Origin of the sequence: Legionella erythra (assembly GCF_001467615.1) — a bacterium.
Classification (GTDB): domain Bacteria; phylum Pseudomonadota; class Gammaproteobacteria; order Legionellales; family Legionellaceae; genus Legionella_C; species Legionella_C erythra.
Genome location: NZ_LNYA01000023.1, coordinates 298,090 through 312,913, shown reverse-complemented (window position 1 = coordinate 312,913; position 14,824 = coordinate 298,090). Strand labels below are relative to the sequence as shown.

The following is a 14,824-nucleotide window of genomic DNA, read 5'->3' as shown; positions in this document are numbered from 1 at the left end:
AAGGAGACATTCCATGTTAGTTATGACCCGCAAGTTAGGTGAAAAAATTTTTATCGACAAAGGGAAAATTAAAATTACCGTACTGCGTCAGAAGGGAGGGCAGGTTGCTCTCGGCTTCTCTGCTCCCGAAGAAATAGAAATTGATCGCGAAGAAATTTATAAGCGCAAATTAGCTTATGCCCAACTGCCGCAATTGGCTCTCAGAAAATAGGGAAGGAACGTGATCATGCATCGTTTAGGTAAAAAGATAGCCCGTCTGCATCAACATCTCCTGTGGGGGCTTGTCTTAGCCCCCACCACTAGCTTTGCTACGGACCTTGAAAGTGTTCTTGATGGTGGCATTAGGTTTTTTCAGGGGTCCATAGCTCGATTGATTGGCATATTGGTCATTATTGGTTGCGGTTATCTTTGCCTGGAAAAGCAAAAATTCCCTAAAGAGCGCTTCGTCATTATTTTAGTCGGCTTAGGCATTATCTTTGGCGGCACTACCATCTACGGCCAACTGGCGAGCTAAATCATGGAAGCCATTCAACAACACATCCTCTTTGGTGCGTTAACGCGCCCGGCCATGACCGCTGGGGTGACCTACGAGTATCACCTCTTAAATCTCATGATGTCCATGTGTGCTTTCATTGCCTTCAATCCGCTGTACGGGCTGATTTTTTTGCCAACGCATGTTTTCGGCTGGCTGGTTTGTCGTCAAGACCCCCATTTGTTTGCGCTGGTGTTTAAGCGTTTCACGCTGTTGCCTGCTTTACCTAATCACACGCTTTGGGGAGTGCGCGCCTATGAGCCTTTTTAACGCCTTAAAACAAGTGCGTAATGAAACCCCGGTGTCGCGCGTGTTTCCCATTACCCATTTCAACTCACCCACGGTGTTTGAATCACATCATGGCTTGTTAGGCGCCACCCTGCAAATCGCCGGTATTCCTTTTGTGACAGAAAACCCTGATTTTCTCAATCACATGAACGAGCGCCTGCATCAAGCCTTGCTAAGTGTTGATGAGCGTTTCATGGTGTATGTCACCGTGCATCGCAAAAAAGAGAGCCTTCCTTTAGGCGGCAATTTTCAATCGCGTTTTGCCTGGCAGGTGAATGACAAATACCACGCCCGTTTTGTCGGCAAAGCCCTTTATCGCAATGTCATTTACATGACCTTAATCCTTAAAGGTGACGATTCCAGCCGCACGGCCCGTTCGTTGAATTGGTTTGAACAATTAAATGCCGCCCGCCACCTTGACTACAAAATGGCCCACCGTGACGCGCAAATTCTGCTCCTTAATCAACAAATGGATAGCCTGCAAACCGCCTTGTCAGCCTTTGGCGTACACCGTTTAGGGGCACAGGATGAGTACTTAGGTTATAGCGAACTCATGGCCTTTTTAGGGCTATGGGTGAATGGGGGTGACGCAGCCACCTTGTCCTATCCGACCTTTTGCCCACCGATTAGCAGTAGTTTACCCGATACATGGGTCAGCGAAAGCCTCTATCCCGAAGGCCATATCGGCCAGTATTTAAGCCGTAAGCAATTATTTTTTGGAAACGCCATTCAGTTTCAAGGCAATGCCGATGAGGACAAGCGTTTTGGCGCGATGCTTTCGATTAAAAAATACGGCAAGCACACGCATGCCTTGATGCTCGACCCCTTATTGCAACTCGATGCCGAATTCGTCATCACCCACACCTTTGCCCCCATTCCCCGCGATGCGGCCTTAAAAGCCATCCACAAAAAACGCGGTAAGCTGGTCAATGCCCATGATTTAGGTGTCAGCCAGATTCAAGCCCTGGAAACCTTGGAGGATGATTTAGCCAGTGATAACGCGCGCTTAGGCTACCATCACAATACCTTAATGCTGTTAAGTCGTGATGCGGCCCAATTAGAACAACGCATTCGCGAAGCCGAAAACCTGTATGCCCAGGTCGACATGACGCTGGTGCGCGAACGTTTAGGTTTAGAGCCGGCTTTTTGGGCGCAAATTCCTACGAACCATTCGTTTATTGCCCGTGCCTCGCTCATTACCTCCCCTAATTTCGTGAGCTTTTGTTCCCTGCATAATTTTAAAACCGGCTTTCGCGATGGCAACCACTTAGGCAGTGCCGTGACCCTGCTCGAAACCCCCTCAAAAACACCGGTGTATTTTAATTACCACAGCCAATCGTCTCTGACGAATCCCGCCAAAGGCCACACCGCCATTTTCGGCGCCACCAATGCCGGTAAAAACACCCTGGTGGCTTTCATGGATGCGCAAATGGAGCGCTACGGTCATCGCAGTTTCTTCTTAGACCGCGACCAGGCGTCCAAGATTTATGTATTAAGCAGTGACAAAAGTGCCTACACCGTGATTTCACCCGCTCACCACGTGCGCATGAATCCGCTGCAATTGCCGGATAGCCCGGCCAATCGCAGTTTCATTAAAGACTGGTTTGCGCAACTGATAAGACAACCTCATGAAGACGATTTGCCGAGTACGCTTACCGAAACCATCAACGAATGCGTGGATTACGCTTTTGAGCACTTACAACCGTGTTACCGCACCTTATCCAACGTCAGCCAATTACTGCCCATGGATTTCGCCCGCTGGCCAGAGCTTCGCCGCTGGTTGAAAGGCAACGGCAGTGCGACTGACGGTGAATTCGCCTGGCTGTTTGACCATACCGAGGATGCGCTCAATTTTGATTTTGACAAGGTGGGTTTTGACATCACTTATTTGATGGATGAAGTCTCCTCACTGATTTCAACACCCGTTTATCTGTATCTCTTACACCGCATGCGTCAGTGCCTTGATGGTCGCTTAACCTCGTTTATTATCGATGAAGCCTGGCAGGTACTTCATTCGCCGTTTTGGTTAAAGCATTTAAAAAGCTGGCTTGCCACCATCCGTAAGAAAAACGGTCATTTCATTTTCATGACGCAGACCCCGGAAAGCGTGGTGCAATCAAGCATTGCCAATGTCATTTTAACTAACTTGGCCACCACCGTTTACTTCCCCAATCAAGCCGCCAATGCCGACACCTACTTAAACCATCTGCAATTAACCCCCACCGAATACGACAACATCCAAAGGCTTAACGCCAGAGTCTCGTTTGTTTCTCTACAAACAGGGGCATGAATCACTGCTTTGTAAACTGGATTTAAGTGATTTGCGCGATGAAATCCGAGTGTTTTCTGGCAACCAGAAAAGTGTTGCCTTATGCGATGCCATTATCGCTGAAGTGGGAAGCAAGCCCGAACAGTGGCTGCCGGTCTTTTTAGAAAGGAGTGCCTGATGAAACGCTACGCGATGCTGTTATTAAGCCTGTTATCCATGCCGCTTTATGCTGACATCTTAAGTGTCGCCGATGCCGCCATGCTCGTTAAGGCCATCGAGCAATTGGAACAACTGCGAAGCCAATACCAATTGCTTAGCCAAACCTACACCACCGCCCAATCGCAGTTAGAAGGCATTCAACAACTGAAACAATTTAACAGCGGCCATTATGGTTTTGGCGGACTCGCCAACAGTGCGGCGGATTTAAACGCGCGGCAATGGTCGGCCAACACCTGGGAGGATGCCCTGCATAACATCGCCGGCGGCAACCCCGCGCGTTATCAGGAATTAGTCAACGCCTATCAAAAAAATCACGTGATTTTAGATGACGCCACCTACCGCAAAGGGGCATCCAGTGAGCGCCTGACACAATACAAAAACAACGTGGCCGTCAATCAGGCGGTGAGCGTGCAGGCGACTTATGCCTTTAACGAAGTCAACCGCCATTTAAAAGCCATTCATGATTTATCCAATCACATCGATAAAGCGGTCAACACCAAGGCCGCCGTTGATTTAAATTCACGGCTTTTAGCGGAAATTGCCTACATCCAAACCGAGAACTTAAAGCTGCAAACACTGTTAAGCCAGCAGGCCGCCCAAGGGGGCAGCAATGATTTGGCGATGGATAACGACAGTGTGCGCTTTAATACCCTGCCTGATTAATAAGGAGAGACTCATGCGTTTATTGTTTTTATCCCTGGGCTTTTTACTGTTATCCGCCTGCAGCAAACCGCCGGATTTAACCACCCCGTGCCCTGATTACGGCCGCTTTTGCCCACAAACCCCGATTAATGTTGATTAAGGAGAGCCTCATGAAACAATTCGCCTTCCTGCTGTGCCTGGTTGGTTTTTTAACCGCCTGCCATGACAACCCGCTTAAACGAATGCCTAAGCATGAGCAAATCAAATCGCTGCTCACCGCTTCCCGCGCGGCGGAAAAAGCCATGCAGGTATTTCACTCACCCGGTGGCGGCTTTTATTTAAGTTGCATGGGCAGCAACGACCAGCACGCCTTATCCTGCGACACTTTTTTTAATGAAATGCTGCACGCCGCAAGGCAGTTGCCGCAATTAAAAGGCGTCACCCTGATGCAATTAACCGATCCAACCCTCTTTGCTGAAATCGCTATCGACTATCAAAACGTGTTTTTTAACAGTCTGGAAGGATAAGCATGGATACGCCCACCTATGCCAACATCATTTTAAAACTGGCTAACCACATTGATGAACTCACCAAAGCCTTTATTTTTAATGGCTATCAGGCGCTGGCGAAAGCCTTGAGTGCGCCGTTAGCGAGCCTTTGTATCCTGCTCATCATTTTCATGGGTTTTGGCCTTTTACGCGGTCTCATTAAAAACCCGATGGAAGAATTTCAGAAAAACCTCCTTCGCATTGGCGTGGTTTATATGCTGGCGATGAATTGGGGCGTGTTTTCTGAATACGTGGTTACCCTCTTTGTGCAGGGTGCCAGTGAAATCGGTGAAGTGATTATGTATGCCACGCCGTTTAAAGTGCCGGTGATTACCGGCAGCGGGGTGAATGGTGGGTTGCAATCGGTGTTCATTGAAGTGATTCGCGTGGGCGCCTGGACTTGGGATAAGGCGTCCTTCAAGCACTGGGGGCCTATTTTTACCGCCATCATGATTTATCTGGCAGGCCTTGCGGTAGTCGGTTTAGCCTTGTTTGAAATCATCATTGCCAAGCTGATGCTCGCCATCTGTTTATGCAGCGCGCCGCTTTTTATCCCCTTAACCCTGTTTGACAAAACCCGTGCTTTTTTTGACCGCTGGCTGGGTACCATTGTGGGTTTTTCCTTAGTGCTCGTGTTTGTTTCCACCGTGGTCGGTTTTGCCATGCACCTGCTGCACTGGACGATTGGCGGGCATTTTGAAACCCATGCGGCGAATGTCACGGCAGTGGATTGGATTCCGATTGCCATTGCTGCCTGTCTCTGTGTCATGGCCATTTTGGAAGTCACCGGTATTGCCAAAAACATTGGTGGGGCCTGTTGTACCGCCAATGGCTCGGCGATGATGGGCGGTTTTATTGGTGGCTTTTTAGGCTCAGGCCGTGTCACTCAGCAGCTGGGGCAGAAAATGAGCCTGCTGGTTAAAGCCGCCACCCCTGACAGTGCGCGCGCCAATATGCAGACCATGCGAGGAACGATTTCCACCCCATCACAAGGACAATTCAAATGAAGAACCACTATCCATCCTATTTTAAAGACGCCAAACGCTGGGCCGATGACAATTTTGCCCGCATTGACGTCTCACGCCGCCGCTATCAGGTGGCCTTCCTAAGCAGCATGGGGCTTAACCTGCTCTCCATCATCACGGTGATGGTCTTGGCCAATTGCCAGACCTTAATTCCATTGATGGTGCACCATTACGACAACGGCTTAACCACCGTTGAACCCTTAACGCAAAGCCAGGCGCCAATAGACCGCGCCCAGGTCGAAAGCGATTTGGTACGCTACATCACCAACCGTGAAAGCTTTGATGTCAGCGCCTATCGCAGCCAGTTTGATTTAGTGAGCGTGCTCTCCAATGCCACAGTGAATAAAGAGTACTTAAACGAGCAGGCCAAAGCCAATAAGGAGGCGCCCATTAATCGATTGGGCATGCAGGCTTCGCGTAACGTGCGCATTGTGAGTATTCATTTTCTCGATAACCTGCTTGCCAGTAAAGACGACCTGCATCAAGACCACCACAATGTCGCCGAAGTCGCCTTTACCGTTACCGACACGGACAAGCTCAGCGGCCATGCCGAACAAAGCCATTACAACGCCCTTATTGCCTGGCGTTACGTCAAGCCCTCAACCAACCCTGAGGTGCGCTGGAAAAACTGGGATGGTTTTGAAGTCATTCGTTACAGCAAACAAATTCAAGTCACGGAGAAGCACGCATGAAATACCCCTTGATTGCCTTATTGATGCTGACGGCCTGCATGGCCAAAGCCCAACAAATTCCGGCCAGTTTCGCCAGTGATGCACGGGTGAAGCACGTGCCCTTTCACGAGCACAACGTGGTGAAAGTGGAGGCCGCGCCTTTCACCGCCACGCAAATTTTATTCAACCCCAAAGAAGTGATTCTCGACATTGAAGGCGGTGACACGGCGGGCTGGATGGTGACTCATCACCGCCAGTTGGGTAACACCCTGTTTATCAAGCCCACGGCGTTGAACAGCAACACCAACTTAACGGTGATTACCACGAAGCGCACGTATTATTTTCAGGTGGTGAGTGCTACTCAATTAGACGCACCTGCCCAGCAAAAAACTTACGCTGTGGTGTTTACCTATCCCGAGGAAGAAGAGGCGAAACGCAAGGCCCTGCAACAGGCGAAGGCCAAAATCCGCGCCGTCAAAGCCGCGCCTAAGAAAGTGTACAACTGGAATTACCGTTTTAGCGGCAACGCGCAGGTTACACCCCAACACGTCTATGACGATGGCCACTTTACCTATTTTGAACTACGCGCCAATCAGCCGGTGCCGGCCATTTTTGCAGTCGAAGGTCGTGACGGTCGCGAGTCCATTGTCAACACGCGCCGTCAGGGCAATGTACTGGTGGTGCAGCGTTTAGCGCCGCAATTTACCCTGCGTAATGGTGGGCTGGTGGCCTCAGTCTTTAACACACTGGAAATTGCCAAAATCAAACAAGGTCGGAGATAAAACATGACGGATAATCAAGACAATAAGGTTGCTGACGTATCGCAGGTTACGCCTAAGAAACACAAAAAAAGGTATTTTACCCGCAGCAATGCCTACCTGCTCGCCGGCATTGTTTTCATTGTGCTGGTGATGGTGTTCACGCCCCATGCCAAGACCGAGTTACAAGAGGCAGAAGTGACGCCTCACAGTCAAAAGGAATTAACCCTCTCACAAAATCTCGCCCTACTGGAGCGCATGAAAACCTCCCTGCAACAAAAAACGGAGGCAGAGCCTGTGAAGCCTCCGGTTTTACGCCATCGCACGCCATTAAGCAAAGACACCATCGCCCGCATGAATGCGCCCACCACCTTTTTTAATGAGGATGAAACGCCAACGCATGCCGCCAGTAAGGTTCAATTGGGCAATAGCGGAGTATTAACCGGCAACAGTCAGGATGTGCAGTTTGTTAATCAGCAAAACGACATCACCACCGCCATGGCGAAAAAGCTGCCGCACCCGCGCTTTACCGTACCGGCCGGTGAAATGATTCCGGCGACTTTAGAAACCGCCATCCATTCCGAATTACCCGGCATGGTGCGTGCCATTACCACCCGCGATGTCTATTCACTCGAAGGTGAGAATCGTTTAATTCCGCGCGGCTCGACCTTAGTCGGGCAATTTAATGCCCGTGTCGCCGATGGGCAAAGCCGCATTCTCGTGGTGTGGAATCGTGTGCAGTTAGCCAATGGCGTCATTATCACCTTAAACAGCCCGGGTACGGACAGCATTGGCCGCTCAGGACAAGGCGCTGATTACATCAACCGCCATTTCTTTGAGCGTTTTGGCGCCAGCGCCTTGCTCTCCATTCTAGGCGCTTATACCGCCACCAGTGGCGTGAGCGGTCAAGACCAGTACAATTCGCAATCGCAATACCGCACCGCTTTAGCCGGCAGCCTGCAACAGACCTCCGGTCAGACCCTGCAAAACAACATGGCCATTCGCCCAACACTGGCGATTAATCAGGGTGCTCAAATTCACGTGTTTGTCGCCCATGATTTGGATTTCTATGCAGTCGGAGCCAGTGCATGAGTCAGTTTGCACCCGGCTCTGAGGGGTTATTGGCCCCGTTAAAACCCTGGCTTGATAATCCAGCGGTATCGGAGATTCTTATTAACCGCCCCGGGGAAGTGTTTATTGAGCAACGGGGTGAGATGACCTACCATCAGCTACCTGTGTTGACTGCCCGTCATCTTAAGCATTTGTTTACCCTGCTCGCCAATGAAAACCAGCAGGGTTTAAATGAAGCTTCGCCCATGTTGTCCGGTAATTTACAGGATGGCTCGCGCGTGCAGTTGGTGATTCCACCAGCCGCCAAGCATTACACCTTGTCCATTCGCCGCCAAGCCATAGTCGTGCGGACGTTAGGTGATTACGCCAAAAGCGGCTTTTATCAGCAGGTGAAGCCGTTTTACTTAGATTGCGGTAGGGAGACGCTGCAGACGGCTGACGATAAAATTTTATTGGCTTTGTACCATGAGCAGCAGTGGGATGAATTTATTGCGCAAGCGGTACAATTTAAAAAAAACATCGTCATTGCCGGTGAAACCTCCTCGGGTAAAACCACCTTTTTAAACGCCTGCTGCAATCACATTCCCGCTCATGAGCGCTTGATTACCCTGGAAGACACTTACGAGGTGATAACCCCGCATCGCAATCAAGTCAATCTCCTGGCTCCAAAGCGCCGCGACAGTGAGAAGGGCGTGACCATGCAGGAGTTAGTGCAATGTTCGCTGCGCCTACGTCCCGACCGCCTCATCATGGGCGAAATTCGCGGGCGCGAAGTGCTTGATTTTGTCAGCGCCTGTGCCACGGGGCATGCCGGCTCCATTACCAGCATTCATGCCAGCAACCCACGCGTGGCCTTCATGCGCATGACCCAGCTTTACAAGCTGAATAACGTGCCCTCCATGCGCGATGAGGACATTCTGCGCGAGCTCCACGAAGTCATTGACATCATCGTGCAGGTGAAGCGCCTGCCAGAAGGACGCATGGCGACCTGGGTTTATTTTAAAGAGGCAGCCCAAACCGGAGTGACGCTGTGAAAATTCTTAAATGGCCGTTGTTGATGGTAATAACGCTGGAACTGATGGGGCTTGTTGCCCTGCGCTTCATTGGTTTGCCGCAGTGGCCAACGCCGCTTACCGTGCTGACCTTGTGGCAGCATGGCTTTGCCATGGAGTTAGCGATTGCGGCCGCACTGGTGGTTTTGCCGCTGTTGATTCTTGTAGGGCTTAATCAAAACGGGTTTTGTCGTTACGTCAGCCTGCTGGCAGCGGCTTCATTTAGTGTTGCAGTGGTGATGGCCTTGGGCGGGGTGGCCTTGTTTATGGGCTATGACGGGGTGCCTTACACCGACCTTTGGGTTTTGCTGCAACGTGATGAGGTCGCCTTAATACACTTTCAATGGTGCATGGCCGCCTCCGTTGCTCTTTTTTCACTGGTCATTGGCGTCATTTTATTTGAGCGCTTACGACCGGCCAGTAAAGCGCTGGGGCAGGCTCATTTTGCCAATGGCTTTGAAATGAAAAAGGATGGGTTTTTTAAAGCGGAAGACGAAAGTATCCTCATCGGTAAAAAATGGGATGCGCCGCTCTATGCCAACGGCTTTGAACACGTGTTAGTCTTTGCCCCCTCCGGTAGCGGCAAGACGCGAAGCATCGCCATTCCCAACTTGCTGCATTACCCTCATTCCATCGTCTGCAATGATGTGAAATTAACCCTCTATGAAACCACCGCCGGTTTTCGTCAAAACGTGTTAGGGCATACCTGTTATTGCTTTGCACCAGCCCATCCCGAAGGACGCACCCATCGCTTTAATCCCTTATCGTTGATTGCTAACGACAAAACCGAGCGCATGACCAACATTCAACGCATTGCTCATATTTTAATGCCGGATAACAGCAAAGATCCCATCTGGACACAAGCCAGCCGCAAGCTCTTTAAAGCCTTAGTGCTTTATCTCCTGGATGCTAATGAGCGACCGCTGACATTAGGGGAAATTAATCGGCTGGTAAAACAGCAGAATTTTGATGCCTGGCTGCAGGAGCAACTCGACACCACCGACCATTTTGATCCTGAGTTCTACCGCAATGGCTATTCCTACATCAACAACCATGAGAAAACACGCAGTTCGATTTTAGAAAGTTTTTCCGGCTATTTTGAATTGTTTGACGACCCCCGCATTGATGCCGCTACCAGCGGCAGTGATTTTGATTTTCGCGATTTACGCCGTAAAAAAATGACGATTTACGTGGGTTTTAGCGATGATGACATGGAGCGGTTAGCGCCACTGCTTACCTTGTTCTGGCAGCAATTGATTTCGGCGATGATTCGCGAAATCCCCAATCCCAAAGACGAGCCTTATCCCTTGTTGTGTCTGATTGATGAGTTTTCATCGCTGGGCCGCATTGAACGCTTGCGCCGCTCTTTAAAACTCTTGCGTGAATATCGGGTGCGCTGCGTGCTGATGTTTCAATACATCGCCCAGACCTTTGAGAAATACAGCCATGACGAGGCGCGCGCCTTTACCAACATCAAAACCAAAATCGCCTTTGCCACCGAAGACATTCAGGATGCGGAATTCATCAGCAAAATGCTGGGCACCCGCACCAAACGGGTGATGTCGCGCTCCGTTTCAGACCAGCACCACGGCGTCAGCGACAGTAAAACGGTGAGCTATCAGGCCATTCCTCTAATGCGGCCCGATGAGCTGATGAAAATGCCGGCGCACGTCAATTTAATCCTGCGCTCAGGCTCTTCCCCCATCAAGGCACGGCAGGCCGTCTGGTATGAAAACCCGGACATGAAAAATCGAGTTCAGGCAGCCCCGATTGTGCCTAAGCAGGTGATTCAATTAAACCCCTTTATTCGCTACACACCCATTGATTCATTAGACTAAGAAGGACGTAATTCATGAAAAAATTATTCGCACTCATTCCCCTGTTGTTTAGCGCGGCTACCTTTGCCAATGACAGCGACAACATCTGGTACAACATTCAGGTGCTGTACAATTTCACCAGCGAACTGCGGCAACTCACCCAGAGTCTCCGTGCTGATTTAACCAGCCTGCAGGCGAAAGTGGATGCCTTACCCAAACCCATCCACTACAGCGCCGGCGATGGCATTGAAATCAACGGCAGCGTCATTCAAGCCAAGGTTGCACGTCATTTTATCGGTGAAGAATACCGCGGCGGCATCGTCTTTTACGTGGATGAATCCGGCCAGCATGGCCTTATCGCCAGCAAACGCGATGCCCTGGACAAAGGCATTTCATGGCGAAATGGCGATTCCGGCAACAAAATCACCAACGCCCAGGGGGATGGCATTGGTGCCGGTGAAACCAATACCCGCTTAATTATTTCTCAGCAGACCGCTGACAATCAGCAGGGAACCTTTGCAGCCCTGGTGGCAGCGAATTTCATGGTGTTAGGCGATGGCGTCACACCCTGCAAAACCCCGGTGGCGCCGGATGCCGTCTGTTACGGCGACTGGTACCTGCCCTCAGCCTACGAACTGCAACTACTGTATCAGAACCTGCAAAGCAATAACCTATCGAGCTTTGCACCGGAGTTTTACTGGAGCTCGACCGAGGCGGGGGTTTCCAAAGCTTGGTTGGTGAATTTTTCGAGTGGGGAGGTGGTTTCGGGTAAGAAGGCGAGTACCTTGGGGAAGGTTAGGGCAGTAAGTAATTTTTGAAGTAAGTCAATGGATCAATTACTCTCACACTTCTTTGAGGTAACTTAAAAATGCGGAGTCTCCACGATTTGCCCACTTACTTAAATAATCGCTTGATTTTAGATCAAGAGTCAAATTACCAACTATTAAGTCATTATCCGGTGACATCCAAGAGGGGCTAGGTTGATCGATGTATCGCTCTCTTATGGAGCAGTAATAATGTAAACTTGGACTGAATTTAAATTTTTCAATTAATTTTAATGTTAAAACATGTTCAGAATAGTTGTCATAAAGGCATCCAAGTATATTAATTCCTGTTAGAGAAAAACTATCCCCTCTTAATACTAATTTTGTAATATGCTCTGCTTTTAATGTATTTCCATGCGTTTTAACATAATCAAAAAGAAGGTTAGTTATTTTAAATCCCTCATTTGATCTTTTTATATATTCTCCCAAATCAATAAATCTAGTAATTAGATAATTCATGTTGTCGCTATCTATTTTATCTTTTTCCAATTTATCAAGATAGCCAAATAGAAATTCAGATAATTCATCATCATATAGAGCAGCGGGAAGATGGGCTAGCTCTTTAACACTTATATAAAGTTGGGATCGATCAAGTAGCAGAGCAAGATCTCTCAGTTCCTTTTGAAGCCCGGTAATCCCCCCAAAAAATGACTGATGTGAAAAGTAGAATTTTCTCGTAACCTATGCGCAGGAGATTCTGCATGAAAAGATCAAAATTTAGTGATACTCAAATCATAGCCATCCTAAAGCAAAATGAAATTGGCCTGTCAGTTCCTGAACTATGCCGAGAGCATGGGATTAGCTCTGCGACCTTTTATAAATGGCGGGCGCAATATGGTGGTTTAGACGTTTCCATGATGTCCAGGCTTAAAGAACTGGAAGCAGAAAATACTCGTCTTAAGAAGATGTATGCTGAGGAACGTTTGAAAGCTGAAATATTGAAAGAGGTTCTCGAAAAAAAGTTGTAACACCGTCGCGCCGCAGGGAATTGGCGCAAAAGACGGTGGAAGAAAAGAAGATTACCATTCGCGTGGCATGCTTAATATTTAGCATCAGCGAAACATGTTATCGCTGCGAGCCAAGGTTAAGTGACGAAAACGAAGAAATTGCCGATTGGTTGTTGCGCCTGACTGGCGCACAACGTAACTGGGGCTTTGGCTTATGCTATTTGTATCTTCGGAATGTGAAGCACTTCAAATGGAATCATAAAAGGGTCTATCGCATCTATCGGGAGCTAGAATTGAATTTACGGATAAAACCCAAAAAACGGTTGTTCAGGGAAAAGCCTGACGCATTAGCAGTGCCCAGTGCTATCAATCAATGTTGGTCGATGGATTTCATGCATGACCAACTGCAGAATGGTCGCAACTATCGACTCTTCCACGTGATCGATGATTTTAATCGTGAGGGCCTTGGGATTGAGGTTGATTTTTCATTGCCTGCTGAAAGAGTGATTAGGGCATTAGATCAAATCATTGAGTGGCGTGGGAAGCCTTTCAGCATTCGCTGCGATAATGGGCCGGAGTACGTCAGTCATTTGCTGGCTGACTGGGCAAATAAAAGGGGTATAACTCTATTATTTACCCAGCCAGGAAACCCGCAGCAGAATGCCTACATTGAGCGATATAATCGGACAGTAAGATACGATTGGCTAAATCAATATTTATTCAGTACGATCGCTGAAGTACAAGATTTTGCTACCCAATGGCTATGGTCTTATAACAACGAAAGACCTAACATGGCTATTGGTGGTATACCGCCAAGGCAAAAATTAGCTTTGGCGGCTTAAGCCTCTACTTTTAATATCGGTTAAAAATGGGGGGATTACCAGACGGCCCATTGAACCACATAACGACTATACCAATCCATAATGGCGAGCAAGTAAACGTGACCACCTTTCATTCGGACGTAGGTGATATCCGCTGCCCATACTTGATCCGGCTTTGTGATATCGATATCTCGTAATAGATAGGGGTACACAGTGTGCTCTTTATTGGGAACGCTTGTATTTGGCTTTGGGTAGACGGTTTCTAACCCCATGACCTCCATAAGTCTCTTGATACGGCGTTTACCAACAGGATAACCAACTTCTTGAGATAGCCACTGTGCGCGCTTAATTTTACCTTCACATGGGTATTGGAGATAATGCTCGTCCAGCAGCGCCATTAATTGCTCATCTTCTGCCGATATAGGGGACGCTTTGTAATAGTAACTGGAAACGTTCAATCCGAGTAGGATGCATTGCTCTCGGATTGTTATCTCGGCATCACTATCAATTAATTTGCGTTTCTCATCCAAGCTCAGGTGGACACTTTTTTTTTAACCAGGACAATTGTGCTTGAAGCCGCCCAATTTCCTCGTATAAAGCATCGACAAGCTCTGCTTGTACTTTTTTATCCTTGTCTCGAGCATTGGAAAACACTTCGGATATTGCTTGTAACGCTGTTTGCTTCCAGGCTTTAATCTGTGTAGGATGAACACCGTACTCGCTGGTCAGCTGAGCTTGTGTCAGTTTGCCTTCAATTGCAGCAAGTGCAATTTTTGATTTTTTTGATGCCGTGTAATAATTTCGCTTTTTGGCCATTCCATTCTCCTCTTATACTTAGAAGAATAGCTCTTAAAAATACCTTTTTTTCGTCCAAAAATCCGCGCCTATATCAGGTATGTCGATGCAACATTTGGTTGAAATTAACTCTATTTGAATATATATTATCAATACTGATAATTTTGATTTCATGGCTCGCTGGAGAAAAAATGCAAACTAAACTTGAAACAGCACAGTTAAGACCTCATTTATCGTCAATGGAATTGGCAAGGCTAGTGTTATCCAGTTATAACGGAAAATTACCATTCGAAATTCCTGACTCAAAGAGCTTGTTGAACGTCGAAGAAAAATTAGCTTACTGGCTTAATTATAAGTCTTTCTTAAAATATAAAATACAACAATTTGCCAGCCAATACGAAATTAGCAGTGGAAATGATTTCCCAGAAAAATTAAAAAACGAAATTAAACAATTTTTAGATAAACATATTGAATTAAAAGAGAGGAAAAGGAAACTTCCGAAACTAGTCCTTGATGATTTTAAAGTAACTAACTATTTGGAGCTT

The 14,824-nt window shown here is 48.1% G+C and carries 20 protein-coding genes; 17 read left to right on the top strand and 3 right to left on the bottom strand.

Going from position 1 to position 14,824, the window contains the following annotated elements; all coding sequences use genetic code 11:
- Window positions 1-13: 13 nt before the first annotated feature.
- The 15 genes from Lery_RS06395 to Lery_RS06335 are packed head-to-tail and all read left to right on the top strand — an operon-like array spanning window position 14 to window position 11,710.
- Window positions 14-211, top strand: coding sequence for a carbon storage regulator (locus Lery_RS06395; RefSeq protein WP_058526419.1), 198 nt, complete (start codon window positions 14-16; stop codon window positions 209-211).
- Window positions 212-226: 15 nt separating this feature from the next.
- Window positions 227-514 (top strand): TrbC/VirB2 family protein, encoded by a 288-nt coding sequence (locus Lery_RS06390; RefSeq protein ID WP_058526418.1) that lies wholly within the window; start codon window positions 227-229, stop codon window positions 512-514.
- A gap of 3 nt (window positions 515-517) precedes the next feature.
- On the top strand, window positions 518-802 hold the full coding sequence (locus Lery_RS06385; protein ID WP_058526417.1) for a VirB3 family type IV secretion system protein: 285 nt from the start codon (window positions 518-520) through the stop codon (window positions 800-802).
- Window positions 789-3,110: a VirB4 family type IV secretion/conjugal transfer ATPase gene (locus Lery_RS06380; RefSeq protein ID WP_237759163.1), complete on the top strand. Its 2,322-nt coding sequence runs from the start codon at window positions 789-791 to the stop codon at window positions 3,108-3,110. The genes Lery_RS06385 and Lery_RS06380 overlap by 14 nt, the downstream gene beginning before the upstream one ends.
- The gene (locus Lery_RS15620; RefSeq protein WP_237759162.1) at window positions 3,085-3,267 is read left to right on the top strand and encodes a hypothetical protein; all 183 of its coding nucleotides are present in this window, start codon (window positions 3,085-3,087) and stop codon (window positions 3,265-3,267) included. Before Lery_RS06380 ends, Lery_RS15620 begins: the two co-directional genes overlap by 26 nt.
- Window positions 3,267-3,971, top strand: a complete 705-nt coding sequence (locus Lery_RS06375) for a type IV secretion system protein (RefSeq protein ID WP_058526416.1) — start codon at window positions 3,267-3,269, stop codon at window positions 3,969-3,971. Before Lery_RS15620 ends, Lery_RS06375 begins: the two co-directional genes overlap by 1 nt.
- Window positions 3,972-3,984: 13 nt before the next feature.
- Window positions 3,985-4,110: a T4SS-associated protein LvhB7 gene (lvhB7, locus tag Lery_RS15790; protein WP_272946888.1), complete on the top strand. Its 126-nt coding sequence runs from the start codon at window positions 3,985-3,987 to the stop codon at window positions 4,108-4,110.
- A 10-nt stretch (window positions 4,111-4,120) separates the two neighbouring features.
- Entirely contained in the window at window positions 4,121-4,477 is a 357-nt protein-coding gene (locus Lery_RS06370) for a hypothetical protein (RefSeq protein WP_058526415.1), read from the top strand.
- Between the two features lie 2 nt (window positions 4,478-4,479).
- Window positions 4,480-5,505 (top strand): TrbL/VirB6 family protein, encoded by a 1,026-nt coding sequence (locus Lery_RS06365; RefSeq protein WP_058526414.1) that lies wholly within the window; start codon window positions 4,480-4,482, stop codon window positions 5,503-5,505.
- Window positions 5,502-6,215, top strand: a complete 714-nt coding sequence (locus Lery_RS06360; protein WP_058526413.1) for a VirB8 family type IV secretion system protein — start codon at window positions 5,502-5,504, stop codon at window positions 6,213-6,215. The genes Lery_RS06365 and Lery_RS06360 overlap by 4 nt, the downstream gene beginning before the upstream one ends.
- Window positions 6,212-6,976: a P-type conjugative transfer protein VirB9 gene (gene virB9 / locus Lery_RS06355; RefSeq protein ID WP_058526412.1), complete on the top strand. Its 765-nt coding sequence runs from the start codon at window positions 6,212-6,214 to the stop codon at window positions 6,974-6,976. The genes Lery_RS06360 and virB9 overlap by 4 nt, the downstream gene beginning before the upstream one ends.
- A gap of 3 nt (window positions 6,977-6,979) precedes the next feature.
- Complete coding sequence (locus tag Lery_RS06350) at window positions 6,980-8,044, top strand: TraB/TrbI/VirB10 family type IV secretion system protein (protein WP_058526411.1); 1,065 nt, start codon at window positions 6,980-6,982, stop codon at window positions 8,042-8,044.
- Window positions 8,041-9,057, top strand: coding sequence for a P-type DNA transfer ATPase VirB11 (gene virB11, locus Lery_RS06345; RefSeq protein ID WP_058526410.1), 1,017 nt, complete (start codon window positions 8,041-8,043; stop codon window positions 9,055-9,057). Before Lery_RS06350 ends, virB11 begins: the two co-directional genes overlap by 4 nt.
- On the top strand, window positions 9,054-10,913 hold the full coding sequence (locus tag Lery_RS06340; RefSeq protein ID WP_237759161.1) for a type IV secretory system conjugative DNA transfer family protein: 1,860 nt from the start codon (window positions 9,054-9,056) through the stop codon (window positions 10,911-10,913). The genes virB11 and Lery_RS06340 overlap by 4 nt, the downstream gene beginning before the upstream one ends.
- A 14-nt stretch (window positions 10,914-10,927) precedes the next feature.
- On the top strand, window positions 10,928-11,710 hold the full coding sequence (locus tag Lery_RS06335; protein WP_058526409.1) for an Lcl domain-containing protein: 783 nt from the start codon (window positions 10,928-10,930) through the stop codon (window positions 11,708-11,710).
- A 24-nt stretch (window positions 11,711-11,734) separates the two neighbouring features.
- On the opposite strand, the gene Lery_RS15255 is transcribed toward Lery_RS06335, so the two are convergent.
- Window positions 11,735-12,205: a hypothetical protein gene (locus Lery_RS15255; RefSeq protein WP_131751181.1), complete on the bottom strand. Its 471-nt coding sequence runs from the start codon at window positions 12,203-12,205 to the stop codon at window positions 11,735-11,737.
- Between the two features lie 212 nt (window positions 12,206-12,417).
- On the opposite strand from Lery_RS15255, the gene Lery_RS06325 reads away from it, so the two are divergent.
- A protein-coding gene (locus Lery_RS06325) for an IS3 family transposase (RefSeq protein WP_131751180.1) occupies window positions 12,418-13,505 on the top strand; the annotation gives its coding sequence in 2 pieces (ribosomal slippage) (window positions 12,418-12,679 and window positions 12,679-13,505; 1,089 coding nt in all).
- A gap of 35 nt (window positions 13,506-13,540) precedes the next feature.
- Here the strand turns inward: Lery_RS06325 and Lery_RS06320 are convergent.
- On the bottom strand, window positions 13,541-14,014 hold the full coding sequence (locus Lery_RS06320) for a DDE-type integrase/transposase/recombinase (protein ID WP_082657143.1): 474 nt from the start codon (window positions 14,012-14,014) through the stop codon (window positions 13,541-13,543).
- Window positions 14,007-14,300 (bottom strand): hypothetical protein, encoded by a 294-nt coding sequence (locus Lery_RS06315; protein ID WP_058526406.1) that lies wholly within the window; start codon window positions 14,298-14,300, stop codon window positions 14,007-14,009. Before Lery_RS06315 ends, Lery_RS06320 begins: the two co-directional genes overlap by 8 nt.
- A 170-nt stretch (window positions 14,301-14,470) precedes the next feature.
- On the opposite strand from Lery_RS06315, the gene Lery_RS15520 reads away from it, so the two are divergent.
- On the top strand, window positions 14,471-14,824 hold a 354-nt coding region (locus Lery_RS15520; protein ID WP_193392304.1), incomplete at its 3' end, for a hypothetical protein.

Bases quoted from the DNA above. Each gene is read 5' to 3' on its own strand.
- virB11 (WP_058526410.1), top strand. From the start codon at position 8,041: ATGAGTCAGTTTGCACCCGGCTCTGAGGGGTTATTGGCCCCGTTAAAA.
- Lery_RS06390 (WP_058526418.1), top strand. From the start codon at position 227: ATGCATCGTTTAGGTAAAAAGATAGCCCGTCTGCATCAACATCTCCTG.
- Lery_RS06360 (WP_058526413.1), top strand. From the start codon at position 5,502: ATGAAGAACCACTATCCATCCTATTTTAAAGACGCCAAACGCTGGGCC.
- Lery_RS06395 (WP_058526419.1), top strand. From the start codon at position 14: ATGTTAGTTATGACCCGCAAGTTAGGTGAAAAAATTTTTATCGACAAA.
- Lery_RS06385 (WP_058526417.1), top strand. From the start codon at position 518: ATGGAAGCCATTCAACAACACATCCTCTTTGGTGCGTTAACGCGCCCG.
- Lery_RS06315 (WP_058526406.1), bottom strand. From the start codon at position 14,300: ATGGCCAAAAAGCGAAATTATTACACGGCATCAAAAAAATCAAAAATT.
- Lery_RS06370 (WP_058526415.1), top strand. From the start codon at position 4,121: ATGAAACAATTCGCCTTCCTGCTGTGCCTGGTTGGTTTTTTAACCGCC.
- Lery_RS06375 (WP_058526416.1), top strand. From the start codon at position 3,267: ATGAAACGCTACGCGATGCTGTTATTAAGCCTGTTATCCATGCCGCTT.
- Lery_RS06335 (WP_058526409.1), top strand. From the start codon at position 10,928: ATGAAAAAATTATTCGCACTCATTCCCCTGTTGTTTAGCGCGGCTACC.
- virB9 (WP_058526412.1), top strand. From the start codon at position 6,212: ATGAAATACCCCTTGATTGCCTTATTGATGCTGACGGCCTGCATGGCC.
- Lery_RS06365 (WP_058526414.1), top strand. From the start codon at position 4,480: ATGGATACGCCCACCTATGCCAACATCATTTTAAAACTGGCTAACCAC.
- Lery_RS06380 (WP_237759163.1), top strand. From the start codon at position 789: ATGAGCCTTTTTAACGCCTTAAAACAAGTGCGTAATGAAACCCCGGTG.
- lvhB7 (WP_272946888.1), top strand. From the start codon at position 3,985: ATGCGTTTATTGTTTTTATCCCTGGGCTTTTTACTGTTATCCGCCTGC.
- Lery_RS06350 (WP_058526411.1), top strand. From the start codon at position 6,980: ATGACGGATAATCAAGACAATAAGGTTGCTGACGTATCGCAGGTTACG.